This window comes from Streptomyces sp. NPDC041796 (genome assembly GCF_055590785.1).
Genome location: NZ_JBVJAH010000008.1, coordinates 93,082 through 118,525 on the forward strand (window position 1 = coordinate 93,082; position 25,444 = coordinate 118,525).

The 25,444-nt window shown below is 66.4% G+C and carries 17 protein-coding genes and 5 pseudogenes; 15 read left to right on the top strand and 7 right to left on the bottom strand.

The genetic code is table 11. From position 1 onward, the window contains the following. Positions 1-54 precede the first annotated feature (54 nt). The 7 genes and pseudogenes from ACZ6C1_RS18020 to ACZ6C1_RS18050 all read left to right on the top strand — a co-directional run. On the top strand, positions 55-1,131 hold the full coding sequence (locus ACZ6C1_RS18020; protein ID WP_469242067.1) for a ferritin-like domain-containing protein: 1,077 nt from the start codon (positions 55-57) through the stop codon (positions 1,129-1,131). Positions 1,132-1,963: 832 nt separating this feature from the next. Further along, positions 1,964-2,029, top strand: a pseudogene (locus tag ACZ6C1_RS18025) (hypothetical protein); the annotation flags it as partial. Positions 2,030-2,177: 148 nt separating this feature from the next. Further along, on the top strand, positions 2,178-2,819 hold the full coding sequence (locus ACZ6C1_RS18030) for a tyrosine-type recombinase/integrase (RefSeq protein ID WP_469242068.1): 642 nt from the start codon (positions 2,178-2,180) through the stop codon (positions 2,817-2,819). 277 nt (positions 2,820-3,096) lie between these two features. Then, a complete protein-coding gene (locus ACZ6C1_RS18035) occupies positions 3,097-7,608 on the top strand; it encodes a hypothetical protein (protein WP_469242069.1) in 4,512 nt (1,503 codons plus the stop codon). A gap of 150 nt (positions 7,609-7,758) precedes the next feature. Further along, positions 7,759-8,214: a hypothetical protein gene (locus ACZ6C1_RS18040; protein WP_469242070.1), complete on the top strand. Its 456-nt coding sequence runs from the start codon at positions 7,759-7,761 to the stop codon at positions 8,212-8,214. Positions 8,215-8,266: 52 nt separating this feature from the next. Further along, positions 8,267-10,597 (top strand): hypothetical protein, encoded by a 2,331-nt coding sequence (locus ACZ6C1_RS18045; protein WP_469242071.1) that lies wholly within the window; start codon positions 8,267-8,269, stop codon positions 10,595-10,597. Positions 10,598-10,905: 308 nt separating this feature from the next. Continuing rightward, positions 10,906-11,331, top strand: a pseudogene (locus tag ACZ6C1_RS18050) (winged helix-turn-helix domain-containing protein); the annotation flags it as partial. Positions 11,332-11,781: 450 nt separating this feature from the next. On the opposite strand, the gene ACZ6C1_RS18055 reads toward ACZ6C1_RS18050, so the two are convergent. The 3 genes from ACZ6C1_RS18055 to ACZ6C1_RS18065 form a co-directional block, all read right to left on the bottom strand. Next, on the bottom strand, positions 11,782-11,931 hold the full coding sequence (locus ACZ6C1_RS18055) for a hypothetical protein (protein WP_469242072.1): 150 nt from the start codon (positions 11,929-11,931) through the stop codon (positions 11,782-11,784). Positions 11,932-12,219: 288 nt separating this feature from the next. Further along, positions 12,220-12,597: a DUF899 family protein gene (locus ACZ6C1_RS18060; protein WP_469242073.1), complete on the bottom strand. Its 378-nt coding sequence runs from the start codon at positions 12,595-12,597 to the stop codon at positions 12,220-12,222. 938 nt (positions 12,598-13,535) lie between these two features. Then, positions 13,536-14,264 (bottom strand): hypothetical protein, encoded by a 729-nt coding sequence (locus tag ACZ6C1_RS18065; RefSeq protein ID WP_469242074.1) that lies wholly within the window; start codon positions 14,262-14,264, stop codon positions 13,536-13,538. 488 nt (positions 14,265-14,752) lie between these two features. Between ACZ6C1_RS18065 and ACZ6C1_RS18070 the strand changes: the two genes are divergently transcribed. Further along, a complete protein-coding gene (locus ACZ6C1_RS18070; protein WP_469242075.1) occupies positions 14,753-16,423 on the top strand; it encodes a LodA/GoxA family CTQ-dependent oxidase in 1,671 nt (556 codons plus the stop codon). A 24-nt stretch (positions 16,424-16,447) separates the two neighbouring features. Then, positions 16,448-17,563: an NAD(P)/FAD-dependent oxidoreductase gene (locus ACZ6C1_RS18075; protein ID WP_469242076.1), complete on the top strand. Its 1,116-nt coding sequence runs from the start codon at positions 16,448-16,450 to the stop codon at positions 17,561-17,563. A 1,051-nt stretch (positions 17,564-18,614) separates the two neighbouring features. On the opposite strand, the gene ACZ6C1_RS18080 is transcribed toward ACZ6C1_RS18075, so the two are convergent. From ACZ6C1_RS18080 to ACZ6C1_RS18090, 3 genes are read right to left on the bottom strand one after another with little or no spacing between them, the layout of a single operon-like run. Continuing rightward, complete coding sequence (locus tag ACZ6C1_RS18080) at positions 18,615-19,322, bottom strand: HAD family hydrolase (protein ID WP_469242077.1); 708 nt, start codon at positions 19,320-19,322, stop codon at positions 18,615-18,617. Positions 19,323-19,345: 23 nt separating this feature from the next. Next, complete coding sequence (locus tag ACZ6C1_RS18085; protein WP_469242078.1) at positions 19,346-19,690, bottom strand: ATP-binding protein; 345 nt, start codon at positions 19,688-19,690, stop codon at positions 19,346-19,348. A 3-nt stretch (positions 19,691-19,693) separates the two neighbouring features. Continuing rightward, on the bottom strand, positions 19,694-19,822 hold the full coding sequence (locus tag ACZ6C1_RS18090; protein ID WP_469242079.1) for a hypothetical protein: 129 nt from the start codon (positions 19,820-19,822) through the stop codon (positions 19,694-19,696). A gap of 342 nt (positions 19,823-20,164) precedes the next feature. Between ACZ6C1_RS18090 and ACZ6C1_RS18095 the strand changes: the two genes are divergently transcribed. Both ACZ6C1_RS18095 and ACZ6C1_RS18100 read left to right on the top strand, forming a co-directional pair. Continuing rightward, positions 20,165-21,553: a Tat pathway signal protein gene (locus ACZ6C1_RS18095; protein ID WP_469242313.1), complete on the top strand. Its 1,389-nt coding sequence runs from the start codon at positions 20,165-20,167 to the stop codon at positions 21,551-21,553. 75 nt (positions 21,554-21,628) lie between these two features. Continuing rightward, positions 21,629-22,114, top strand: coding sequence for a TrmO family methyltransferase domain-containing protein (locus tag ACZ6C1_RS18100; RefSeq protein ID WP_469242080.1), 486 nt, complete (start codon positions 21,629-21,631; stop codon positions 22,112-22,114). Positions 22,115-22,218: 104 nt separating this feature from the next. Here ACZ6C1_RS18100 and ACZ6C1_RS18105 read toward each other — a convergent pair whose 3' ends face one another. Continuing rightward, complete coding sequence (locus tag ACZ6C1_RS18105; protein WP_469242081.1) at positions 22,219-22,614, bottom strand: hypothetical protein; 396 nt, start codon at positions 22,612-22,614, stop codon at positions 22,219-22,221. A 149-nt stretch (positions 22,615-22,763) separates the two neighbouring features. On the opposite strand from ACZ6C1_RS18105, the pseudogene ACZ6C1_RS18110 reads away from it, so the two are divergent. From ACZ6C1_RS18110 to ACZ6C1_RS18125, 4 genes and pseudogenes are all read left to right on the top strand, one after another. Then, positions 22,764-23,869, top strand: a pseudogene (locus ACZ6C1_RS18110) (helix-turn-helix domain-containing protein). A 16-nt stretch (positions 23,870-23,885) separates the two neighbouring features. Continuing rightward, positions 23,886-24,552 (top strand): annotated as a pseudogene (locus ACZ6C1_RS18115) (YdcF family protein). Then, positions 24,494-24,745, top strand: a pseudogene (locus ACZ6C1_RS18120) (WbqC family protein); the annotation flags it as partial. The pseudogenes ACZ6C1_RS18115 and ACZ6C1_RS18120, both read left to right, overlap by 59 nt. A gap of 80 nt (positions 24,746-24,825) precedes the next feature. Further along, positions 24,826-25,290 (top strand): WbqC family protein, encoded by a 465-nt coding sequence (locus tag ACZ6C1_RS18125; RefSeq protein WP_469242082.1) that lies wholly within the window; start codon positions 24,826-24,828, stop codon positions 25,288-25,290. Positions 25,291-25,444 lie beyond the last annotated feature (154 nt).

A 25,444-nucleotide genomic window follows, 5' to 3' on the forward strand; every position in this document is an offset into this window, starting at 1 on the left:
CCCGCTTCGCCCCCTTCATGATTGCCGAATCGTCACAGGAGATGAGGAAGTCTCGTGTCAAGTGTTGTCAACCATGGAAGAAACGCGATCGTCGAACTCATGCGGGCGCCTGCCGCGGAGCACGACGAAGTCTGGCTGAAGAATGCTCTGCAGCAGGCGATCATCCTGGAACTCGCCACGCTTCCCCCGTATTTGTGCGGCCTCTGGTCGATCGAGGACGAGGACCGGGATTCGGACGTCTTCCGGATGATTCACGCGATCGTCTTCGACGAGATGTCTCACATGGGCCTGGCCTGCAACATGCTCACCACCATCGGCGGGGTACCGCGCATCGCCGACGCCGCCCTCGTGCCGACGTATCCGGGGCCGCTGCCCGGCGGTGTGCAGCCCCGGTTGTCGGTCTCGCTCATGGGGTTGAGCAAAGAGGCCCTCGACATGTACTCCCGCATCGAGAGGCCGGACGACCCCGTTGTCGAGAACCTCGATGTACACACGTCGATCGGTGCCTTCTACGAGGCGATCCTGGAGGCCTTCCGCTCCCACCCGGAGCTGATCAAAGGCACCCGACAACTGACCAAGAACATGCCGTCCCACGGCGCCGGGAACAACATCGTCCCGCTCACCTCACTCGACGATGTCGAGGCGGCCGTGATAATCATCAAGGAGCAGGGCGAGGGCACCACCACCTCGCCGGACAACCCTTTCCCCGGCGGCACCGGGGAACTCGCCCACTTCTACGCTTTCCGGGAAATGTTCCGCGGGCGCAGACTGATCCGCGTGTCGGACGATCCGCCACGGTTCGACTTCCGGGGCGACGAAATCCCCCTGCCCCGCGTTTTGCGGATGGGAACGGTGCCGGCGGGCGGCTGGGCGCAGGGCGGCGTTCCCGTCTCCGAGGACGTGCAAAGAAACCTCGACGCCTTCAATCGCCACTACAGCGCGCTGCTCCGCTTCCTGGAGCGGGCCTGGCAGGCGGACCAGCTCGGCACGGGCACGCAGTTGCTCGGCGAGGCAATCGGGCAGATGTTCGCCATGGAGGCCCCCGCCCGGACCTTGATGCGCACGCGGCTGCCCGACGGGAGCGAAAAGAGCTACGGACCGGAATTCCGCTACGTCGACGAGGAGCCGTGACATAGCACGGCGCGCTGCCGGAAGCGCAGCGATACGCGGGTGCCGAGCCGGTCCCGGCGGCCCGGATCACAGAGACGGCCCGCACTCGCCGGACAGGGGCCGTCCGCCGACCCCACAGTGACGGCGATCACGGCGAACCGCCGACGGGCGTTGCGTACGCTGGCATGGTCGTCGTGGCGGGGGTGCGAACGGGCATGCGCAGCCCTTCCGACCTTGCCTGGCGACGCGTCAGGAAAGTCGGCAATGGTCGGCATGAGTCCCTGCGAAGGGGGCGAATGCTGCCCGAACATGCGACTCGTAGGGTAGGAAACCGCCCTTGACCTGCACAAACGCAGGCAGGGAGCCTAGATCCAGGAGTACCTCGATGCTTCGTACCATGTTCAAGTCCAAGATCTAGCATTTGGACGTCTGTGCAGGTCAGGGGCATGATAGGGGCCCCTCGGGTCAGCAAAAGGTCAGCATGCGTCGCAGCCCTGTCTCCGCTTGCTGACTTCCGCCCCCTGCGCAGCGACTGTGCATGGTTCCTCGCTCCTGTTCGGAAGGTTCGACACGTGGCTCGACAGCTCGCCCGCGGCATGGGCTCCTTCTTCAAGGAATGTGACTGCGCCAAGCCCACCCGCTGCCCGCACCCGTACACGATCCGCTTCAGGGACGCGCTCGGCAAGCAGCGCGAGGATCTGGGTACGACACGCAGGACGAGGCGATCGAGCGCCTCACGCAGATCTACGCCGAGAAGAAGAACACGGCGCCATCCGTCGCCGAAGCCCGACGTGAGCTGGGCCAGCAGACGGTCGAGGAATATGCCAAGCAGTGGCGACCCCGGCAGCGCAAGATGACGGAGTACTCCACCGGCGAGCACGTCGACAGCTCGATCAATGTGCACATCGTTCCCCGCCTCGGATCGCGAAAGCTGAACTCGGTCACGCCGATCGTCGTCGAGTGCTTCTTGGACGAACTGGAGACCGACAAGGTCGGTCGCGGAAATCAGGTGAACATATTCCGCACCCCTGAAGTCCATCTTGCGAGACGCTTACGGCAAAGGTGCCATGGCAGACGATCCGGTGAAGGGCGTCCAAGAGCCGGAGTACGTCCGCGAGAAGGTGGTTATCCCGTCCCTCGCTTATGTGAAGAAGGCGCTGGCTGTCGCCGACGAACATCTCGCGCTTGAGATCGTCATGATGGTCGGCTGCGGCCTGCGCAACGGTGAGGCCCGGGCGGTGAACGTCAACAACATCGTGGCGGACGACGTCTATAGGGTGCACGAGCAGATCCACTCCAACACGCACAAGCCGGCGAAGCTGAAGCACCGCAAGGCGGGCGAGTTCAGGGAGGTTCCGCTCCCACGCTCGGTGAAGGAGGCGTTGGAGCGCTACGAGGAGCAGCACGGCACCACCAAGAACGGCTACCTGCTGCGCGGCCCGAGCGGCTACTACACGGAGCCGATGGAACGCCGTCGTGTGCAGAAACTCTTCAAAGACCTCCCTGCGGAGAACGGCGTCGGAATGTACAGCTTCCGGTACTATTTTGCCTCGAACGCCCTAGGGAGCGGCATACCCATCACCGACGTCGCCGAATGGATGGGGCACAAGTCCATCGAGGAGACGTACCGAACCTACCGGCACCTGATGCCGGGGAGCATCACCAAGGCCGCCCGCATTCTGGATGCCGGTCTCTGGGAAGCGGCCTGATTCGTCCCAGGCGCGTATCGGGTCCTCAGTCTGGCCGGTCGACCGACGGAGAGGCCCTCCGTGTGGGGGATCAGGCAGTTGGTGATGGCAGGGTGCCGGTTGCTACGAGCCCAATGGCGAGGCTTGCCGGCATGGCTGGCCGTCACCGCGTCCGGTCCTGCTCCGCGACGGGAAGCTCCGGTATGTGGCCGTTGCTCAGCTTGGTCGCAGGGCCGCTCTCAGGTCAGCACAGGGGCCGACAGAGGTGCTTGTCAGTGAGCGCTGAGAGGATGGGGGAGTGGCAGGTTATGTGTTTGGCTTTCAGGTTCCTCGGGTGTGCAGGGTGCGGGGGGAACGTGCCGCCGCCGAAGATCTGATCCCGCAGGTCGCCGAGGCGTTCCGTGCGGATGATGATGACGTGGCCAGTGAGGCCGGGCGGCTTCGTGAGGGAGCCTTGGCGCTTCCCTCTGTGGTCGCGGCGGCGGGCGCGATGATTGTGCTGGGGGAGCCGGGCGCCGGGAAGACTTCTGTGCTGACACAGCTCACAGATCGGCTGCCCCGCGTCGTCGTCGATGCTTGGGACGGAGGCTCCGACGCGTGCCTCTGGGTGACGGGTGGTGACCTCACCGAGCTCTCTTACCAGGAGGAGCTTGGAAGCCATCTTGCCTCCTTGCCTCGGGAGGGCGGCACCACCGGGCGTGGTGGAGTTCTGACGGTAGTCCTGGACCAGGCTGACGAGAGCCCACTTCTGCCGTCTCTGCCCAGGCGGTTGAGAAGGTCGCTCAGTGGCCGGGATCTCAGCCGGGTTCGGTTTCTCATGGCCTGCCGCACAGCCGACTATCCGGCGACGCTGACATCTGTACTGTCCGAGGCTTTCGGTGCCTGTCGGTGTGTTGATCTCGCTCCGTTGAGTCGACAGGAAGCTGTGGCGCTGGCTGACAGCGCCGACGTGCCGGGGGAAGAGCTGGTGGCGGCGGCTGAGGCGGCTGGTGCCGCCGCGCTGGCCGGCGTACCGCTGACCTTGGAACTGCTGGTCATGACCTATCGGGCTGACGGCCAGCTGCACGGGCTGCCAGAAGAGCTGTTCGCTCGCGGTGTGGCACGGCTTGCTGAAGACCCCGACGCTCGCCGACTTAAGAAGTCCCTGATCACCACGGCCCCGCAGCGCCTGACGGTAGCGGGCCGCGTTGCGGCGTGGATGCTCCTGTCCGGCCACCGCACCGTTTGGCGCGGCGCCACCTTCGAGGCCGGCACCTACGACCTCGTAGGCGAGATGCTGGCGGGTGGCAAGGAGCGAACCGCTGCTGGCCCGTTTGAGGTGACGCCCCAGGTGGTCGAGGAATGCCTGGCTACCGCGCTGTTCACAGCACCGGACGACGACAGGGTGGCTTTCCGGCACTCTTCCGTAGCGGCCTACCTCGCTGCTCGGTACCTGACCGATCGGAAGACCACGCCGCGACAGCTGGAAAACCTCTTTCTGATCGGCTCACCGGGCGGAGAGACGGCAACAATCCCAGCACCTCTGCGGGAGACCGCCGCCTGGTTGGTGGCCATGAACCCCTCTGCCAGCAGCTGGCTGGCGACCGCCGATCCGGAAAGCCTGGCGGTTCACAGCGCTCTGTTGCGTTCCGACGAGGTCCGCCAACTGACCGTGAGCAGACTGCTGGAACGTGCGGCACAGGTCGAACTGAGCGACACAAGATGGCAGCTCTCTCGCTGGGACCTGCGCCATCCTGGGCTCGCTGACCAGCTCGCCGACGTGCTGGAGACGACCTCCGGCGAAGGTGCGGCCGACTGGCAGACCACAGCGCAGATCCGCCTGGCGGTCCAGCTGGCCCAGGAGGCCGGCACGGCTCACCCCAGGTTGGCTGATGTGCTGCTGCGACTGGTGAAGAACGATGCGTGGCACCAGACGGAACGTCGTCTGGCGGCGCGTGCCGCGTTCACGTGTGCCCCAGGCCGTGCCGCGTCTGTCCTCGCTGGGACTCTCGACTCGCTATCCGATCTTTCCTACGCCGAGCGCGTGGACCCCGACCACGAGCTGCGAGGCACCCTGCTGAGCCTGCTGTGGCCGCACTATCTGGACGCCGCGACGATGCTCGCGGCCCTTCGCCCCCCGTCCCCAGACCTATACGGCAACTATGCCCACTTCTTGAGGAGCATGCCCCTGCAGTGCAGGGACGAGGATCTGCCCGACCTCCTTGCTTGGGCACATAAAGCGATCCTCCAGCCGGACAGTGGCTTCGTCTTCACGCATGACCGCTTCGAGATCTCGCTGATCAATGGGGTGCTCGACCGCGCGCTTCAGAGCCCGCAGGCGGCTCAGCACACGGACACCTTGGCGAAGATCATCATCTGCCTCCTCCGTGACCACCACAAGGTCGAGGTCCCGGACTGCCTGCAACCCGACGAGCACGGGCACGAAACCCAGGAGACTCAGTCACTGCGCAGGCTTCTGACCCAAGCCCTCGTCACGGAAGCCGTGCGGGCAAATTTCGACCCGCGGGAGGCGGCCTGCCTGATCGCGTACGACTGGGAACGCCGCCCATCGCTGCGGCTCGACGGACCCTCGGCCCCCGAGCCAGCTGTTCGTCATCAGCTGGTGGATCGGAAGGACTTCGCGTGGGTGCTGGAGCAGACGGTCCAGGCGGCAGCGTCCGCCGACGAGGCGCACATCCAGGTCTATGGCGAGCTGGCCTCCTGCACGTTTCCTCCTGACGACCACCGTGCGTTCGAACTGGCCTATGACGACAAGCACCCAGCTTGGCCATATGTGCGTTCCTTCTACGAGGCGATAGTCCTCGACGGTCCGCTTGCTCAGGCGCTGCGTCGCAACCACAGCGCCGGCAAGAAGCATTGGCCGGAAGCAGCGGATTTCATGGCTGAGCAATTGCGACTTTTCGTTGAGGCTAGGAAGGGGGACAACGACAGTCTGTGGCAGTTCGTCTGGGGCCTCCGCGTGGACCCGCGGACGGGAAGGCTGGTGCAGGACGCATCGGACGCCATGTCAACCTGGCCGGGTGCCGTAGCCCTCGACGACGATCTAACGGACCTCCCTGAGCTAGCCCTTCGCTATCTCACAACCGAACATGACCGCGCGGATTCCTGGCTGCAACATTCGCGCCGCAACAAGTGCTCATGGGCTGGCTACGCCCTGCTGACCGAGCTCCACCGAACAAACCGCCTGTTCGAACTGCCCCCCTCGGTGTGGGGCTCGTGGACCGCCGCGCTTCTGACCGAGTACCTGGGCATGTCGACGAGCTACATGGAACCCGCACGGGTGGACCTGCTGCGCCTTGCAGCCCGTCACGCCCCTGAGTCTTTGGCTCTGCGTGTCACCCAGGCAGCTCGCGCCGCACTCACGACAGGCCAACAACCCATCGAACTTAACCCCGTTGACCCACGCTGGGCCGCGGAACTGTGCACGGCCGTAGAGCACCTCGCCACTGAAATTTCTACCTGCCTCGGGCTCGTGCCCAACGCGGCGGACAGGGCCGAAGCAGGCTCCCCAGCAGGCGAAGACCAGCGCATACGCCTGCCTGAGAGCGATGAGGCACGCGAGGCCGCGCTGCGGACCTGGCACAGCGCCCTGGCCTCTCTCCTCACCACCGACAGTAGGATTGTGCACGGCATCATTGACAGCACCCTCGACGCGCCCCGAGAAACGCCGCTTGCCACACGAGCCGCGGTTCTCGCCGCCAAGGCCCTGCTGACCGCAGACGCTGAGACGTACTGGCCACGTGTTGAGGCATTCGCTGCAACCGATCCGGAGCTCGGCCGCAGACTGGCCGAAGCGTGCGCCAGGACTGAGACGGAGCGAATCCAAAGCTCCCTCAGTGAGGCCGGTGTTGTCGACTTGTACCAGTGGCTCAGCGGCTTGTACGACCCCGAGGAGGACCGGCCCCTTCGCGGCGCGCGCTGGATCGACGCTGATGATCAAGCCCGAGAGTGGAGAGATCGCCTACTCCCTGAGATCAGCCGACGAGCCACGTCAGAGGCTGTTCATCAACTGCACCAACTTGCGGCCCGGTATCCCACTCGACTGGCCATCGCCGCAGCACTCGTCGCGGCGACCAAGCAACATGCCGCTGCGAGCTGGAGTCAAGTGCGCACAGAGGACGTGATACGGCTCCTACAGGACCCAGCTCGGCGCATCATCCGCACCACCACTGACCTCTTGGACATGGTGCAGCAGGCCCTCGAGGACATGAGTCAGGACCTTCCCGCACACTGCGAACTGCTATGGGACCGTACACCGGGGAAGACTCCTCGAAAGCCGTCCGCAGACAACCCAGCAATCCCCGACGTCTGGCGCCCCAAACCCGAAGCAGCCCTGTGTGCCTACCTCACACACGAGTTGACTCTGAGGCTGGCCGGTCACCGTGTCGCGATCAACCGTGAGGTGCTGATCCACCCCACCGATCCGTACGGCGCCGGCGACCGCACTGACCTCCTCATCGAGGCGCTGCCCTCACCGGGTGACGACCCCAACATCGCTTCGAGGGAGTCCATAAAACTGGTCATCGAGGTCAAGGGTTCCTGGAACGATGAAGTTCCCACGGCTCAAAGGGAACAGCTGGCGGGCCGGTATCTACCCGAAGCGGGGACGGATGCAGGTATCTACATCGTCGGCTGGTATCCCATCGATCTTTGGGATGCCACGGGGGACAGTCGTAAGACCAGGGCGAGGAAGCTCCAGCCTGACAAGCTGCTGGTCGATCTGCGGGACCAAGCGGCGAGCCTCTCCCAGGCAGGTCGTGTTCACATTCGGCCCATGGTGATCAATGTTCCGCGCCCCCACAAGCAGTAGGCGTGATCGCATGGATCGGTTGTTGGACACCACACTCCGGACTCGACACCGAGACCGTCGGCGACATCCTCACCCGGCCCCGGGCCCGCGGCCGGCTCCGCTTCCGGGGCCGCGCCGGCGGCCGTACTCACCCAGAGGTGGCTCGTCCGGGTGACCGTACCGCCCTCGCTCGCCGCACTGCTCGGCATGCGCGGCGGGGAGCGCAGGCTGGTGCACCACCGCCGGGAACGCGGACCGACGGGGCAGACCCTCCAGCACGCCGTGACCTACCTGTGCCCGCGCGCGGTCGCGCAGACCCCCGAACTGGCCGGCTACCGCGACCGCACGGCCGTACACGACGAGGACCTCGGCCCGCTGCACCGGTGGCTCGACCGGGCCGCCGCCCAGGGCCGCACCGCCGAGACCATCACCATGACCCTCGGCGGCCGCCGCACGGCCGCCGCCCCGGCCTGCGGCCTGACCGTACGCCGCACCCTGCACGACGACTCCGGCCGGCTGCTCGCCGTCACGGACCTCGCCTTCCCCACCGAACACCAAGATCACATGCTACGACCGTCTGAACCTGCCCTGTCGTACACAGCTGCCAACACCCGGACAACAAGGTAAAATATGGAAAATACGCTCGAGTTGTCGAGTTGGGATTAGGGAGAAGATTCCCATGGGTGGCGCAAATGAAGGGGAATTTGACTGGCGGTCGCGTCCTATGATGTCGCCGCTCGGTGGATTTCTGATTCAGAGCAGGGGCGGCGAAGAAGGAAACTTCGAGGTTGTCATCTCTTGGCCGGACGGCGGTCTCGCCCATTATGTGCGGGCAAACGACAATGACGCATTTGTGTGGCTTGGGCCGGTTCTGTTTGGTGCTGGAAAGTATATAGGGGCCACGGTCATCGAATCTGACTTCCGTTTCCTGGCCGACGAACGGCTGGGCAATTTCGAAGTCTTGGCGACGCAGGTAGACGGGACTGTGGACGCCTACTGGCGCGACAACGGAGGAAATTTCACATGGCACGGGCCAAGTAAAGTTGTTTCTAGTGCCGGCAAGGCATTCCCGCCCGCTCGGGGCGCGCCCAGTATGGCTTATTCCGGCGCGTTTTTTCGCGACGATGCGATTGACGAACACCTCCGCAGTGACTTCTACGTTGCGGCTCCCAAAGCAACGACCGGCTTCGCATACTGGGAACGCGCCAACGAGCCCCCACCAAACGAAGACAATCCCGAGACGATGAAGTGGTTCGACGTAGGTGGAGCAGGGGAACGGGAGTTGGTCGGTGTCGGCCTCGCCGCGACAAACGGGCACCACCATCTATCAGAGACCGGCTATGCGGATCTCGGTCCGGGTAGCGAAAGGTTCGTAGCTGCTGTTACCACTGGTGGCCTGCTCGAGATGTACAGGACCGATAAAGACATGCTGATCAATTGGGGTGACCGAACGGTCTTCGGGCAGGACCTCTTCCCTGAACTCGCCGGGGAGTTTTTCGGCAGGCCGTGCCTGATCCAGGGGGACCACGCGTGGGACAGCGTCAGCTTCGCCGACCCAGGCCACTTCGGCAACCTGGAGCTCGTGGTACCCAGTGCGCACGGCGGACTGATTCATTTCTTCTACGACTGCGGCAACCCAAATGACAACAACCTTTCCGTTGGAGAAGCCGCCCGTTGGCACGGGCCATTTCGTATCGCCGGTCCCCTGTACGACGAGGTCTCGCTGATCCAGAGCAACTTCGGCGGCGACCACGGCAACTTCGAAATGGTCGCCCGCCGACGTCACCAGCACGGGTTCGACTTCTTCTCACGCGACGGTCAATTCATCTGGCATGGGCCAGATCGAATTGGAACCGACTGGAAACACGCGGTGCCCACCGCTGACATCCCATTTCTGGTTGACGCCGGAACCCACCCGGTCAGCTGGTTCAACACAACGGACAAGGTCGAGCACCTGGCATTCGTCAGTACGGTCGGCGACGCTGCCAGAGTCGTAGTTCTCAGCCGAAGGGTCGGCAGCCAGGAGTGGAAAGAATCCATAGCAAATGTCGGTCAAGAACCTGTCGTAGAGCTTACCAGTCCGACCGGCTGGCACAGCACCGCGGACAACGTCGACCACGTCGCTTATGTGGGCGACGATGATCGGATGATTCATGAGTGCTCTCGCCGAGCCGGCACTGACTCATGGGACCACAGCATCCCCAGTGCGGGCCAGGAGCCAGCATCATGGCCAACTAGCCCTACCAGTTGGTATGGGGCCTTTGACGGCGTCAATCACATCGCCTACGCCGGAGATGACGAACATCTCCACGAATGCTTCCGCCTCGTTGGCTCGGCCGAGGGTTGGGAACATAGCGTCCCTAGCCTCGGCCAGGAAAAGATGCTCAACCGCAGCAACCCCACAAGCTGGAGCACCTTTGACACCAAGATCGGACACGTCGCCTTCCGCGGCCAAGATGAACGGGTGCACGAGTACATCCACAGAGTCCTCGTCTCCACTCCACGTTGGGAACATCGTGTGGTTCCAGGCACAGAATTCTTTCCATTCCAGCTTTTGACCAGCCCTACCAGCTGGCACTCCCCGACCGACGGCGTCCAACACGTCGCCTACTGCGGAACCGACGGACTCGTTCATCAATGGTTCGAGTTTATCGGTGGGCCAGATGGCTGGCAGCATGAGGTCTGCAACGCTGGCCAGATGCAGCCCGGGTTTACCATGAGTCCTACAAGTTGGTACACCTCGACAGAGAATGTGCAGCACGTCGCCTACATCGGCAGGGATCAACAGATTCACGAATGCTACTTTTTCGAGCAACTTGAAGGCGACGGGCTATGGCGCCATACAGTACCCAGCGCAGGTCAGCAGCTAGCCAGGGATCATTCCCATTTCGGCGGAGCCGCAGCGCCGCAGCCGACCAGCTGGGTCTCCATGCCGGACAATGTGGAACACATCGCCTATGTCGGCACCGACGGGGAGATCCATGAATGCTTCCGTCAGGCTGGTACTTAGTTGTAGATGGTCGTTTCGGCGCTTGTAGTGACTTTCTCGGGCGGTCTGTTGGTGGCGTCGGCTCCAAAGTGACGACTTCGCCGCCTCAAAGGTGGTAGGGCTGGGCGGACCGGATCTCAGCCAGGTTCCGACTGCGGTGTTGAGGGGCTCGTCCCTGGAGGCGTGGGTTACCACCTTCTTGCGGGAGGCTCGGAGCGAGCTCGACGACCTGCGGGGTGACCTGATTGTCGAGTGCTACCTGAACTTGATTGGGTGATGTCGGGGCTGTTCGCCTGACAGCGTCCGGACCGTTCCGGTAGCTCTTGGCTGTGAGGTACGCGCAGGGCGGCGGCTTGACCGACGCCGAGAGGGCCGCGCGGGAGCGGATCCGGCTGCAGGCCGTGGTCCGCTTCGAGGGCGGGGAGAAGAACAGAGAGATCGCGACCGCGCTGCGGGTGAGCGAGCGGTCGGTGGAACGCTGGCGCCGCCAATGGCGGGAGCGCGGCCAGGCCGGGGTCCACTCGAAGGGATCACCGGGCCGGCCGAGGCTGAGCGACAGGCAAGTAGACAGGCTTGAGCGGGAGTTGGAGCGCGGCCCGCTGGCCCACGGTTGGGCGGATCAGCGGTGGACGCTGGCCCGGGTGAAGACGCTGATCGGCCGCCTGTTCCACGTCACCTACACGGTGGAGGGAACCTGGCGGCTACTCAAGCGCCACGGCTGGTCCTGGCAGCAGCCGGCCCGCCGGGCGATCGAGGGTCGACGGATGCCTCGCGGGAACCGGCCTGACCATGGACGACTGACCACGATCAGACCGACATCACGCATTCAAGTTCAATACGCATCGGCCGTACGGCACGTGTCGTCACCGCATCCTTGCTCCGCGTCCTGGAAAGCGGAGAGCCGGAGTACAACGGTGCCCTCGCCGGACACTGCACGCCGTCGTAGCCCACCGCGCGCAGACGCCCCGCCGGAGCATCCCGGCGGGGCGCCGTCGTCTCACGAGCCCCTATAACGGGGGCCTGCATAAAGGCGGACCACATCGTGCCACGAGGGCCGAAACGGCACAGGTCACGTCCCGGCTGAGCACAGCGCTCGGCACCGGGCGACGTGTAGCGCCACGGTCAGCTATCAGGTCAGCGCAGTGACTCGGACCGCACGACGGAGCGGGCAAGATCCTCGACCGATGCGGAAGGGGAATGCGGTGTCAGTTGGCGATGTCGGCGATGCAGCGCGCGATCTTGGCCTGGTCCTCGGCGGAATGGCCGTTGAAGTACGCCAGCGAGTCGAATGTCGTCGTCGCGGCGGTGGCGCCGCCCGCTACTGCGGCAAGGGGCCGGAGCGGTTCCTGGCGCATCGGATCACCGGCCCCTTCCAGGCCCACGAGCCGACAGGAGTTCGATCACCTGCTGACGGCCGACGTCCAGGGCCTGGAGGTGTCCGACGGCCTGCTGCGCCATGGCGTCGAGGTCACCGCCACCGGTCGTCCGGACGAGCCCGGAAGCTCAGGGAACGGGAACGAGCGGCTGCCGTCGCCGCGGTCGACGGCCGACGCATCACGGTCGAGATCGAGGCCGGGGCCGAGCTGTATTTCGAAGCCGGCGAACTGACACCCTCTCATTGACGCAGCGGCGCCTCCTGCCCGTCACCAGGAGAGCCGGGGGTACCAGTCGCCACGGCCTTGCGGGGTGAGGTCGAGCAGGTGCCAGACGGGGCTGAGCAGGTCGGTGGCCTGCTGGCCATTGCCGTCGGCCATCCGCACACGGGTGCTATAGAAGTGGCGGACCGCGCCGCCTTCGTCGCGGGTGAACACCGACAAGGTGGCGTCCTGACCACCGGCAGAGTCCTCGCTGCCCAGGTCGTACTTGAAGCGGCTCGGTGCCGCGCTGAGCAGCCGCAGTCCCGTCCAGCCCCGGTCCCTGGCATACGCGCGCAGCGCGGGCAGCTCGGCGGCGGCCACGACGGCGAAGTCAACGGTTCCGGCCAGGTGGTCGGCCACCGAATTGAAGCCGTCGATCGACATCGTGCACGAGGCGCAGGATCGTCCCCGGCTGCCAGCTCGGCCGGCCCCTCGTGGAACAGATAGTCCTCGACGACCGGGCCCTCGGGCAGCTGTCGCTTCAGCTCGGCGACGTGCTCGCGCTGGCGCATCAGCTCGGCCTCCGCCCGGCCCAGTTCTTCCCTGGCGGCGGTGTACTGAGCAGATTCGTTGCCGAAGTTGGTCACGCGCATGCTTCCTCCTCGCCGGCCGTCGTTCGGCGCGGCACACCCGCCCAGAAGACCAGGTCGGCCCGCCGGGGTGTGCCAGGCGCGCAACGCGGTCACCTGAAGCGACCAGTTGCGGCGGGTTCCGAGCGGTAAGTCCCCCCGGACGACCATCCGGCGCGGAGGCTCTCTGTTGCGCTCAGAACCGGCCCGTACAGGCCAAGCACAATCAAGGGCGCCTTCGGCGGCGCTCCGCGCTGGTCTTGCGGCCACCCTGGACAGCCCTGACCAGCCTGAACGACGGTCTGGCTATCGGGCGGCCCGGGAACTTCTGGCACCTTGGGGATCTCGACGCACGGCCCATCGTCCCCACTGTCCACGACGGTCGCGACGCCACCGTCCCCTTGGCCCATTATGTGACGTTCGGGGTGGGGAATTACGCGGTTCTGTCCGCGATTGCGTGAATGACCAGTCGTGATCGAAGAAGGACGATCCGGGCGAAGGCGTTCAGAGGAGTAGGTGGCCAAGATGGCTGACCAGCACGTCGTCATTGTTTTTGCCCGGCTGGACATTCGCGAGATGAACCATTGTCCACTCCTCTCCACTCGCCAGGAATGTGCACGATTCTCTGGCAATGACACGACTCCATCGGTGAGATTCAATAGGGGATGCGGAGACGTGGAGGTGCGGCCCTGCATCGATGCCACGGGCCGGCATCGAGTCCAGGGGTGAAGCCGTCGATATGGTGCGGTCGGGTTAGTGAAAATCGCCGGTCTCGAAATACATCTCGGTCCTGACGTCGATCTCCACCGGTACGGCCTGGCCGTTCACCGCAGCGACGGCAGCCACCTTGTCCCGTTCCTCCAGCTTCGAGCCGGGCTCGTTGGGGCGGCCGGTGACGGTGACCTCGATTCCGTGGCGCAGCTGATCGTCGGAGACCTGGATGCCCTGGATGTCGGCCGACAGCAGGTGGTCGAACTCCTGGTGCCGCATGTCGAAGGGCCCGGTGATCCGATGTGCCAACAACCGCTCCGGCCCCTGGCCGAAGAGGATGTACGCCAAATTCGCGAGCGGCTGGGTGTGCGGGTCGAACCTGTGGTGAAAGACGACGTTGCGGACGTCCACAACGACGTCAGAGGCGATTTCGACGCGTGTCTCGGGGTGGGCGGGCGGTTCTTCGAAGTGGTTGCGGTAGAGCTTCCCGGTGAATGACGTGCGGGCGGGCGGTTGGCCGTCCGGTCCGGGGAAGAGCTCAGGGAGCACGAACGGCTCGGGATTGAACGTATAGAGCCTGGATTCCGGGTGCGCCTTGCGGTCGTCGTGATACAGCCGGTCAACGGCACCGAAGGTTCCCTGGATGACGGCCTGGTAGTCGTGCGGGCTGTGAGGCATCGCCAGGTGGGACAGGAAGACGTTGTCGTCTCCGACCACCGCCATGCCGTGGGGCTTGGGTGGGTCGGCCGACGAGGGCCCGCTGCCGCCCATGTGGCCGGAATGGTCCATGTCCATGTGACCCATGTTCATCGCTTGCCGCCCTTCGCTCGGACCCCAAGGGGCCACTGTCGAACTGGCCCCGGCGCAAGAGCGCGGTCGGTGATCCGTCGCCCCCTCCGTCAGGCCGCCGTTGGCCCGCCGCGGTGGGACGACGGCGGCAGGTCAACGGGCGTGCCCTGCCGGGGCTTACACCTGCTCCCATCATGCGACGGGCCTGGGTGTCATGCATCTCGGACCGATGTGCGTATGCGGCAGGGTTCCAGCGGGCGTGACCCGACCTTGCATGCGATCATCGAGGCTCTGTGCAAGCCTTGATGTGGCTCTGCAGAGGGCCCATTGCTGGAACGGCAGATGAGCTTCGCAGCGGAAGCCGGTGCGGGCCTCCCCCTCAAGCTGAGCCCCAAAGCCTTCCGTGTCTCCGATTCTGCTGCCGGACTCCTCCCATCTGCTGACATCTGTCCCTCTTACCGGGAGCAGCCATGAATCTCGATGACGTCGTGCACTGCGAGGTCCATCCCACGATCGGCATCGCCCGGCTGGGCAACAGTCCCGACGGTTTCTTCATCGGCCCGGAGGCTCCCGGCATACGGTCGCGGCCCGACGGCGGCTTCAAGGACTCCGCAGGGCGGATCAAACGCCAGGCAGCCAGGTTCCGCATCTACGCCTATGACCAGGCCGGTACTGTCCTGGGCGAGCTCACCTCGGCCGACGCGCAGATCACCTGGACCGCTGAACTGGCCAACACCAAGGGCGAGTGGTTCAAGTTCGCCGGTCGCTTCCGCGAGTCCACCGCAGACTCCAACCGCCGTAACCAGCACATTGATCCGGCTGATCCCTCCGCTCGGGCACGGCTGGCCATCCGGCCGGGCCCCCGCAGCGTGACCGGTCCCTCGCAGGACGGCACAGATGCCCGGTTCGACACCGGGACCTTCCTGGGCACCCCGGTACCGCTGGGCGAACTGCGCACCGACGACGCCGGGCGGCTCCTCGTCCTCGGCGGCTTCGGAAAGTCCGCTTCGGTCGAGCCGTACTACCCGATCCACGACTACGCCAACAATGATTACTGGTACGACGACATCTCCGACGGCCGGGTCAGCGCAACCGTGGTCCTGGGTCCGCAGGGGCGCCAGATACCGGTGACCCCGGCTTGCGTCGTGGTGGCCCCGCCCGACCACGTCCCCGACACCCCAAGCCTGATCACCCTGTACGACGTCGCCGTGGAGGTCGCCCGCGTGTCGGGCCGGCTGCCCGCACCGCCGGAGGTCTCCTTCACCCGCGACATCTACCCGCTGCTCGCCCGCCCGGTCGCGTTGGCGTGGGTCAACAAGAGCGCGCGAGTGATGCACGGCGATCCCAGACGCAACTTCCTCACGCCTACCCGCCTCGCCCGGCTGTCCTCGAACACCGAAGCCAACACCGGTTTCCGTCAGGCCGTCTTCGACATGCTGCGAAGGCCGTCACCTGGCCTGATGGACGTCAACCAGGCCAACAGCGGGTTCATGCCCGTCCTCGCCGGCGACGGTGGCGATCCGATCGGCGATTCCCGCGACGAGGACGGCCATCGGAGGCTCGGCGAGCCGCGGACCTGGCTGTCGCTGCTGCCCGGCCAGTACGAGCGGATGCGCCGCTGGGCCGTCGGCGACTTCCTGGCCGACTGGACGGGCATGCCCACGCCGGTGCCCTTCGAGGCCATCGCGCCGGCAGACCAGCCACACGCCCTCGTACGGGCTGCGCTGGAGGCGGGCAACGGCGGGGGATTCTTCCCGGGCATCGAGATGACGTATATCGCTGATAACCCGGCCACCTGGGCCGAGCCCTTCCGGCTGCGCGAGGACCTGGTCGCCGGAGATATCACCAAGTACATGGCCCTGCCCTGGCAGGCCGACTTCTACATGTGCATGGACCACTGGTGGCCGGCTGCCCGCCCCGATGAAGTCCTTCCCGAGCTGGCGCATGACGCGCTCATTCAGGACGCGGCCAAGGCGTTCCAGGAGTGGGACCGCGGTGTCAGCGATGGTAAGCACCCGCGTGCGGGGATGAACGAGATGGTCGAGAAGTGGAGCACTCTCGGGTTCATCGTCGCCCGGCGCGGTCCGGACGGCCGCGAGATCTTCGTCGAGACGGAGCGGACCGCTCCCGAACCCGGCTAGGCCGGCCCGGCCAGGAGCGGCGCAGTGCGCAGCAACGGGTCGAACGACGGCGCAAGGATCCAGCGCTACGACGTTCTCATCGCCGGTGGCGGCCCCGCCGGGTGCGCGGCCGCGCTGCCCCTTGTCCGGGCCGGGGCAAGGGTCGCCCTCGTGGCCCCGGCGGACGCACCGGACTGGCGGGTCGGGGAAAGTCTTGCTCCCGCCGCCCGCCCACTGCTCGAACGGCTGGGAATGCTCGACCGTCTCGCCGCCGATGGGCACGCTGCCTGCTACGGCAACCACGCCGCCTGGGGCCGGGATGCGCTCACCGCGACGGACTTCCCGTTCGGGCCGTACGGTGAGGGCTGGCACCTGGACCGGGCCCGGTTCGACGCCGCGATCCTGGAGGCGGCCCGAGCCGAAGGTGTCTGCCGGCATGCCGGGCGCGTCCGCACCGTCCGGCGGCTACCGGACCACTGGCAGTTCACCACGGGTGACGGCAGTGTGCTGCAGGCCGGCTATCTCGTTGACGCCACGGGCCGGTCGGCGCGGCTGGCCCGCCGTCTCGGAGCGGCAGTGATCCGCTCGGACCATCTGATGGCGGTCGTCGGGCAGTTGGGCCCGCCGACGACGGGGGTGGGGGCGGCTGAGCCGGACCGGACGTCGCTGGTGGAGTCCACTCGCTGGGGCTGGTGGTACACCGCCCCGCTGCCCGACGGTGGACGGGTGGTGATGGCCATGACCGACGCCGACCTCCTTACCGGCTTGCACCTGCTCAATCCGGGCGTGTGGTGGGCCCAGGCGCAGCGCGCCGGTCACATCCAGGACCGCATCTCCGATTGGGAGGGCCCACCCCAGCGGCTGCGGGTGCTGGCCGCCGGCTCCGCCCGCACCAGTCCGGCGGCCGGACCGGGCTGGGCAGCAGTCGGCGATGCCGCCACCGCGACCGACCCCCTGGCCGCCCGGGGTATCATCACCGCCCTGGCCACCGGCCTGGCCGCAGCGCGTGCGATCCTCGCGGACCGGGCCGGTGACACCGGTGCCCTGCCTGCCTACGCTCGGCGCATCACGGCCGTCCACGCCGAGTATCTGCATGCCAAAGCCGCACAGTACCGACGCGAACAACGCTGGGACACCCCGTTCTGGGACCGTCGGCACTGAGCGGTGTTCTCCGACACGGGTCGCCGCACTGTTCCGCGTGGCATCACCAGGGCTTTCGGGACGCCGGTCAGGCCCGCGGTCTCCGTGTACAGCAACTCATGTGGCAGGTCAGAGGTGACCTCGCCGGTACATCGGCTCCCACATCGAGCGTGTCCTCCACGGGCCCGAAGTCCGCACGACTCACCCTCGGTGGCGGGCCGTTGCGGGTCGCACCCGCCGTTGCCGCCGTGCCATCGACCTCACTGCGGTGACGTGTCTCGCGGACCGTAACGCGGGGATCCCCGTGATGGACGCACTGTCGGAAACCAGCCGTCCCTTGACGACGGCCACAGCAGCCTGGACACGGCGGTTCCTTTGCCCCAGCGGGAATTCCAACTCCGCCATGGTGAGACGCCTTCCCGGGGCACGTGCGGCTGGTGGAGCCGGCGCACGGTCAATCGGTTGCCAGGTCATTCGCCCAGGTCCCGGACATCGCCACGGCACCCCCCGCGAAGGCCGAACCCGCCATGAACGCCGTGGAGAACGACCTGCTGGCCCGCCACCCGGCGCGAGGCCACCGCCGGAGCGAAGATCGTAATCTAGCCCGAGGAGGCCGTCAAGACCCAGAAGTCCCACGAGTCCACCGCCATCGCGGCCGCACAGGACCAGGACCGCCGGTCGGGCGTCTACCTCGAGATCGGCGTTCGCGTCTACAGCACGACCGGAGCCGCCCACGACCGGGACGAGGCGATCCTCATCGACCCTTGCGAGAATGTGCTGTGGACCTATTTGATCCGAAACTCAAAGGGTTCAGTCGAGGGTGTAGCCGCGGGCGGTGCACGACCGGGAGAAGGACCTGCTGGATATCGCGCTCGCGGTCGCGATCGGTGGGGGTCTGGCCGATGTGGGCATGCTTCCGCTTCGTCCGGGTCGAACGGCAGAGCCTCCAGTGCGGACGTGGTGATCCGGTCGGATTTCATGGTCGCGAGCGCGCCCCCGCCCACCAGCGCCCACAAGGGTTTGCCATTGGACTCGACCCGGGCGATGCCGAGGGCGTTCCCCTTGGGCGGCGTCACACCAGGCTCCCTTCGACGAACGGCCCGGTGTTCAGGAAGCGCAGCAGGTCCTTCGGCGATTCGGCGACGACGGGGGCCGGGGAGCTCGGGGTGCCGTAGCCCCAGCCCGCGTGTACGTACGAGACGCCGGCACGGAGGGCCGCCTCCTGGTCGACTGCCATGTCCCCGACGTACAGCGCGTCGGCCGGGTCGGCGCCGAGGTCGACCAGGGCGAGCAGGATCGGGTCGGGTGCGGGTTTGCCCCGCCCCACTCCGTTCGGGGTGCGTACCGAGGCGAACGGGACGCCGAGCTGGGCCAGGAGAGGTGTGGCTCGGTCCAATGGCTTGGACGTCACGATCCCCAGCAGCCAGTCGGCAGCGGCGAAAGCGTGCAGAACCTCTGCCACGCCATCGAACTGTCGGGCCAGATGAGAGGCGGCCGTCGACGCCTTCGAGTAGGTCTGGTGGATCGGCTCGGCGTCATCGAGCCCAAGCTGATCCATGATGTCGGCGAAGGGCCGGCCCAAATGGCGCTCGTACTCCTCGAACGGCACGTCGAGGCCGTGGTCCTCACGGACCTGGCGCCACGCGCTTTCCATGACCGGGCGGGTGTCGACGAGCACGCCGTCCAGGTCGAGCAGCAACACACGTGCGGCTTCGGTGTTGAGGCCCAGCCTCTTTCCGCCGGAGGTCGGCGTGGGCGAGGGCGCAAGCCAGGATGGCATCACGGGTCTCCAAGGGGAGGTGGTCAGGAGGTGATGGGTGACTCGGGGCGCCTCACGAAGGCGATCACCCTTTTGCCGCGTCCGTCTTCCGTGGGGCAGGCAGCCCAGGTGTCGGCCGCTGCCGACACGAGCTGCAGGCCCCGTCCGCTGCTCGCGTAGAGCGAGGAAATCCGAGGCGCCGGGGGCTCAGGGGAGTTGTCCTCCACCTCGATCCCCACGACGTCGGCCTGCAGGGCGATCGTCAGCGTGATCTCGTCGACGTGCTCGTCCTCCCGGCTCCGACCATCAGCCGGAGTCCGTCCATGGCGCTCGGCGTTGGTGGTGAGCTCACTGACGATCAGCACGGCTTGGTCGAGGAGGTCTTCCACCCCCTACGCCGTCAGCGCCTCGCGCGTAAAGGACCGAGCCATGCCCGGCGCCCTGTCGTTGGAAATGAGGGTCAGGCGCTTCTGGCGTTCCGGGGCGCTGATGACGCTGCTCAGGCTTTCGATTCGGTCCATGCTTGCCTTCTCACCACGTGTGCTTGAGCCCGCGGAGGACTCGATCGGCGGTCTTGTCGGAGCGGTCGAAGCGGCGGAGGTTCTCCGCGAGCACGGCCGCCGGCGGAGGTAGCTGAAGTACCGCTCGTCGGACGTCAAGGAGGCAGCGCGGGGGTTGCTCGAAGCAGTCCGGGCGTCGACGCCAGTCGTGTGGCTGGTCTTCACCGGTTCCCTCCCGGACAAAGGCAGTTGGTGGTTTCGTTGACCACGAGCGAACCGTGGATCACATCGCGGCGGTATCTCCGGGCGGCTGCCGGGGCCGTCAAACCCGTCAAAGATCGTTTTGGTGAACCGAGGTATTCGATGGCGCGCGAGCGGAACGTGAAGCTGGCTGACGCAATCGCGGAAACCGGCTGGTCGCAGCCGAAGCTGGCGGCCGCCTTCGTGAGGGTCGCGGCCGAGGTGGAAGCGAAGGAACTGCTGGGCACCAGCCGCTCGCATATCGCCATGTGGGTGGCGGGAACACAGCCCTCGGGCAGAGCGCCCCTTATGTTGTGCGAGACGTTGTCGCGGCGGCTCCAACGCCCCGTCACTCCAGCTGAGATCGGGCTCTCCGTGCCGGACGCGGGTGCAGTCTCGGCGTCGGAGTGGAACGTCGATACGCTGGATGCGCTGGTAGACCTTGGGAGAAGCGACGTGGACCTCGAACGCCGCCGACTGCTGGCTGGCGCTGCCTACTCGGTGGGCGGCCTCGTCCTGCCCGGACAACAGTGGTGGGATGAGGCCCCTCAGCGTGCAAAGTCCCGTCAATCCGCAACGAGCCGCAGGGTAGGGGCCGCAGAAGTCGCCGCCGTCCGTGAGATGACAGAGTTCTTCTCCCGGAGAGACCAGCGACACGGCGGCATGGACGGCCGTACGGCTCTGTACCGGTACCTCGTCGACGACGTAGCCAGGTACATCGGCGGCGTGTTCACCAGCGACGACACCCGTCGCGCCCTCCTCGCCGCCGCCTCCGAAGCGGTCTATGTCGCAGGCTGGATGAGCTTCGACGCCTCCCACCACGAGCCCGCCCGGCGATACTTCACGCTGGCCCTGAAGCTGGCGGCCGAAGCCGACGACGCTCCGCTCGCCGGCCACATCCTGCGAGCGATGGCGCACCAGGCAACGGATCTCGGCCACCCAGGGGTCGCCGTCGACCTCGCCACGGCCTCCGTCGAGCGCAAGCGGTACACCCTGGCGACCCCCCGCGAGCGGGCACTGCTCGGCGTGGTGCAGGCACGCAGCCTCGCCGCCGACGGGCAGAAGGGTGTCGCGATCGCAGCGCTCCTCCGGGCCGAGGACGACCTCGCTGCCGCAGAGACCGGTGACGATGATCCGAGTCGGGTGTGGTTCTTCCAGCGGGCCTCCCTGGCCCACGAGACCGCCCGCACACTCTGGACGCTCGGCGATCTCGACGGAGCGCTCCGCGAGTTCAATAACAGCGTGCTGACGAGGAAGGCCGACACCTTCAGCCGGACCCACGCGGTGACTTTGGGCTACATGGGCACCGTTCAGGCCCGCCAGGGAAACGTGGAGGCCGCGTGCCACACATGGACACAGGCGCTGGACGCGATGGAAGGGGTGCAGTCGGGCAGAGCGCGCGAAGCTGCCGTGAACATGCGTCGGGTGCTGTCCCCCTTCCGGAATCGGGGAATCGGCGCGGCGGCGGAGATCGACGAGCGGGCGAAGACCGTACTCGAACGAGTAGCCTGACGGCGCCATGGTGGTGAAGGCGGGCATGCTGTGGCCGACCGCCTCGCCGTGCCGCGAGCGCAGAAGGGGGAACCCGTGTCCACACAGTTCATCGAGGTGCCGGTGATCGCCGATGTGGTCGGAGGCCACAAGGGGCGGCTCGACGACTTCAAGGGCGGTGTGGAGTCGATCATCCGACTGCGACCGGAGTACCCGGAGGAGACGCTGCAGGGGATCGAGGAGTTCTCCCACCTCCAGGTCACCTGGTTCTTCAACTTCGGTTCCCCCGAAGACGTCGCCCTCCACGCCCGCAGCCCGCGCAACAACCCTGCGTGGCCTGCGACGGGTACCTTCGTGCACCACAACCACCGGCGCCCCGCCCGGCTCGCGACCTCGTTCCCACGGCTGCTCCGCGTTGACGGTCGGGACCTGCACGTCACCGACCTCGACGCCGACGACGGCACCCTCGTGGTGGACCTTGTGGCGGCCTTCGAGGAGTTCCTGCCGAGGGGCACCGTCACCCAGCCCGCGTGGCCCGGCGAGATGCTGAAGGACTACTGGAGGGACGCCGCCGAACGCTGACTCGGGACATCGTCCGGAACCGAGACTGGCGGCCCGATGGGACGTAGCCGCCCGAGCGGGCGCCAACGACAGCTGTCGCGCAGGGCCGTACCGGCAGGCATCCATCACTCGGTGCCTCCGGCGGCGAGGGTCGGCGAGGCTTCACCCGGCGGAGCCGTCTGCTCACCGCGAATCAGCAGCAGATGGGCGCCGGCTTCGGTCAGCTGGCTGCGCCGTTCAGCCGCTATGGCCTTGGGCCCGAGGTGTGACGGGGTGGGAAGTACGACCCCATAGGACCGGGTGGCTGTGAGGGCATCGAGCATGCCGATGAACGCGGACGGCGTGGCCGAACAACGCTCCATGTAGACGCCGGCCAGCGTCAGCTCGTGACGACGGCAATACTCGGTGATCGCTGTCGTCAGGGCCAACTGCCGAGCGCGTGACACACGCACCAGACGCAGGAAGCCGAACACTCGCGGACCGGTGACGTTCCGCTGCTCCGTGAGGGGTTCCGTGATCATGACCGTCCATCGGGCCGTCGTCGGGAGGGGCACTTCGAGCCTGATGGCGGCCGGGCCGACGGGGAATCCACGGCCGTCCCACTTCTGTCCCACTTCCGTCCACCTGGCGCGACACAGCGTGCTTCGATGGCGACGGAAAGGAGTGGCACGTGGCGACCGTTCATGAATGGACCGGCCTGGAGGCGCTTGCCCTCCGCAAGGCTCTCCGCCTGAGCGTGCGCGCCTTCGCCGAAAAGTTGGGCGTCTCGGTCAACACGGTCAGCAACTGGGAGAAGTTCCTGGCCAAGAGGCGGCCCAACACGGAGAGCCAGGCCATCCTGGACACAGCGCTCGCCCCGGCCAACGCGGCGACTCATGTGCGTTTCGAGACAGAGCTTGTCAAACTCGCCGAGGGGAGTACCTCCTTGGCAGCGGCCGGGCGTGTCATCATTCCCCGCCCGCGAGCCTGGGACTACGAGACCTGGGCCGACGACATCGAACGCGCAGTCGTGGCCGCCTCACGTCAGAACTTCCCCTTCGCAGAATCTCTGCTGCACCGTTGGACCTCTCGGTACCAAGCCTCGGAACTGGATGAACGGGGCTTGTCCCTGCTGGCGCGTTCCACCGCGTTACAGGGAGATTTGATGCGGGACCAAGGGGCCGTCATCGGCCCTCTCTCGGCACAGCGCTCCTACGCCAACGCTCGATCGCTCTATACGCAGTTGGAGATTCCGCGGCGCATAGCTCAGCTCGATCTCTCCCTCGCCGTCGTCACGGAGATGGTCGGCGAACTTGAGACAGCGACGCGCCAGTACGAAGATCTGGCCGCCGACGACCGACTGTCCCCTCGTGACCGTGCCCGTGCCCGTCTGTGGGTGGGCACCGCCCTGAGCAAGGAGGCAATCACGACTACGCGGTCAGCGTGATGGAAACAGCGGTCCGCGCCTTCGAGGACCTCTCCGAGCAGGAGGACTGGTCGGTCGCGCAACAGAAGCTGGCCCTCGCTCACCGCGGTTCCGGGAACCTTGACGCCGCCCTTCGCCTCATCGACCTTTCCCGCAGTACGGGGGTCACGGAATCGCCCATGCAGCGGGTACGCCTGGACACCGCGTATGGCCACATCCTGCTCTCCGATCCCGCCACCCTGGATGATGGGCTACACGTCCTCGACGCTGCTGCCAGGGAGGCGGCCCAGTACGGGCTGAGCCACCAGCTCCGCAGCATCACGGACATTCGGAGGACGGCCGACGGGGCAGCCCGCCCCACGCGACGGTGACCAGGGAGACGAGCGAGTGACCGACAACCAGCCGGCGATCACCGAGGAGCAGATCAGCAACGCCAAGCTGGTCTGGGACTACCACCAGATGCAACGACGTGCGCCCCGTCGACGTCGCGATCGGGCTCGGCAGCCACGACCTGGGCGTGGCTTCCTTCAGCGCCGAGTTGTACCGCGCCGGCCTGTTCCCCACTCTCGTGTTCACCGGCGGCAACAGCCCCACCACCGCCAAGGTGTTCCCCCGAGGGGAAGCCGTGCACTTCCGCGAGCACGCCCTCGCCCTCGGAGTGCCGGACAGTGCGATCCTCGTGGAGCCGAACGCCGGCAACACAGGCCAGAACATCACCCTGTCCCGCGAGGCTCTCGCATCTGCTGGCATCACCCCGAAGGCGGTGCTCCTCGTCGCCAAGCCGTACATGGAGCGCCGCTCCTTCGCCACCGCCCGCAAGCTCTGGCCCGAGGTCGAGGTGACCTGCGCCTCGGAGCCCATGGAGTTCGACGACTATCTCAAGAGCATCGGCGACGAGAAGCTCGTCATTGACATGCTCGTCGGTGACCTCCAGCGCCTCATCGAGTACCCGAAGCTCGGGTTCGCCATCGAGCAGCATGTCCCGGAGGACGTACATGCCGCCTACGAGTCCCTCATCCGCGCCGGATTCACCAGCAGACTCATCGCTTCATGACCTGCCCCTGCCCGGCGGTCTGTGCGCGATCCACCAGCCGAACTTCCTGCCTCGGCTGAGTACCCTGGCCAAGTTGTTCGCGGCGGACTACTGGATCGTGCTCGACGACGTCCAGTTCACCCGCCGCGACTACCAGCACCGAGCCCGGCTGGCCAGCGTGTCCCACCCAGGCCGGCACCAATGGCTCTCGATCCCGACCCACCTCCCTCATGGTCGTTCCACCATCATCCGGGATGCCGTGCTGGCCGACCCGGAACGTCCCGTCGGCGAGTCATGTACATGCTCGCGCAGCACTACGGCAGCTGCCCTGACTGGCCGGTTCTCAGGTATGAGCTGGACTCCGCGCTGGTCCAGTTCCGGCAGTCGGACAAGACCGCCGATGTGGCCGAGGCGTCCGCGCGGATGCTCCTCAACCTGGTGGGATGGGAAGGCCGGATCCTGTACAGCAGCCAGCTACCGGCCCGCTCGGAGCGGTCACAGCGACTCGCCGGCCTCGCAGCGGTCACCCGGGCGCGCGGGTACCTCTGCGGGACCGGCGGCACGCGTTACCTCGAGGTGGGTACGTTCGCGGCCCGAGGGATAGCCGTCATTCCCTTCCGTACGCCGACGAAGGGGCTCTGGGACGGCGGACGTGATGTCAGCGCCGTACACCCTCTCATGACCTACGGCATCAGGGCCGTGGCCGAAGAACTGCGTGCCGTCGCCTCCCGCCACCAAACGTCCCTGCAGGCTGCCTAGCGCCGGAGTCCCGCAGCGGAACCAGAAGGGCATGGTCCTGCACGTCCCAGAGCCGATGCTGGCGACGCCGACGATGTTCAAGGCAGTCTTTGTTGAACATCTCCCTATGTCGATGTTGGGCCTGTATGGTCACTGCACGCATGCGTCCCGTGGC

Excerpts from the sequence above, each read along its gene's own strand:
- ACZ6C1_RS18030 (WP_469242068.1), top strand. The coding sequence starts at position 2,178 with ATGGCAGACGATCCGGTGAAGGGCGTCCAAGAGCCGGAGTACGTCCGC.
- ACZ6C1_RS18045 (WP_469242071.1), top strand. The coding sequence starts at position 8,267 with ATGGGTGGCGCAAATGAAGGGGAATTTGACTGGCGGTCGCGTCCTATG.
- ACZ6C1_RS18055 (WP_469242072.1), bottom strand. The coding sequence starts at position 11,931 with ATGCGCCAGGAACCGCTCCGGCCCCTTGCCGCAGTAGCGGGCGGCGCC.
- ACZ6C1_RS18060 (WP_469242073.1), bottom strand. The coding sequence starts at position 12,597 with ATGTCGATCGACGGCTTCAATTCGGTGGCCGACCACCTGGCCGGAACC.
- ACZ6C1_RS18065 (WP_469242074.1), bottom strand. The coding sequence starts at position 14,264 with ATGGGCGGCAGCGGGCCCTCGTCGGCCGACCCACCCAAGCCCCACGGC.
- ACZ6C1_RS18070 (WP_469242075.1), top strand. The coding sequence starts at position 14,753 with ATGAATCTCGATGACGTCGTGCACTGCGAGGTCCATCCCACGATCGGC.
- ACZ6C1_RS18080 (WP_469242077.1), bottom strand. The coding sequence starts at position 19,322 with ATGCCATCCTGGCTTGCGCCCTCGCCCACGCCGACCTCCGGCGGAAAG.
- ACZ6C1_RS18090 (WP_469242079.1), bottom strand. The coding sequence starts at position 19,822 with ATGGACCGAATCGAAAGCCTGAGCAGCGTCATCAGCGCCCCGGAACGC.
- ACZ6C1_RS18095 (WP_469242313.1), top strand. The coding sequence starts at position 20,165 with ATGGCGCGCGAGCGGAACGTGAAGCTGGCTGACGCAATCGCGGAAACC.
- ACZ6C1_RS18105 (WP_469242081.1), bottom strand. The coding sequence starts at position 22,614 with ATGATCACGGAACCCCTCACGGAGCAGCGGAACGTCACCGGTCCGCGA.
- ACZ6C1_RS18125 (WP_469242082.1), top strand. The coding sequence starts at position 24,826 with ATGTACATGCTCGCGCAGCACTACGGCAGCTGCCCTGACTGGCCGGTT.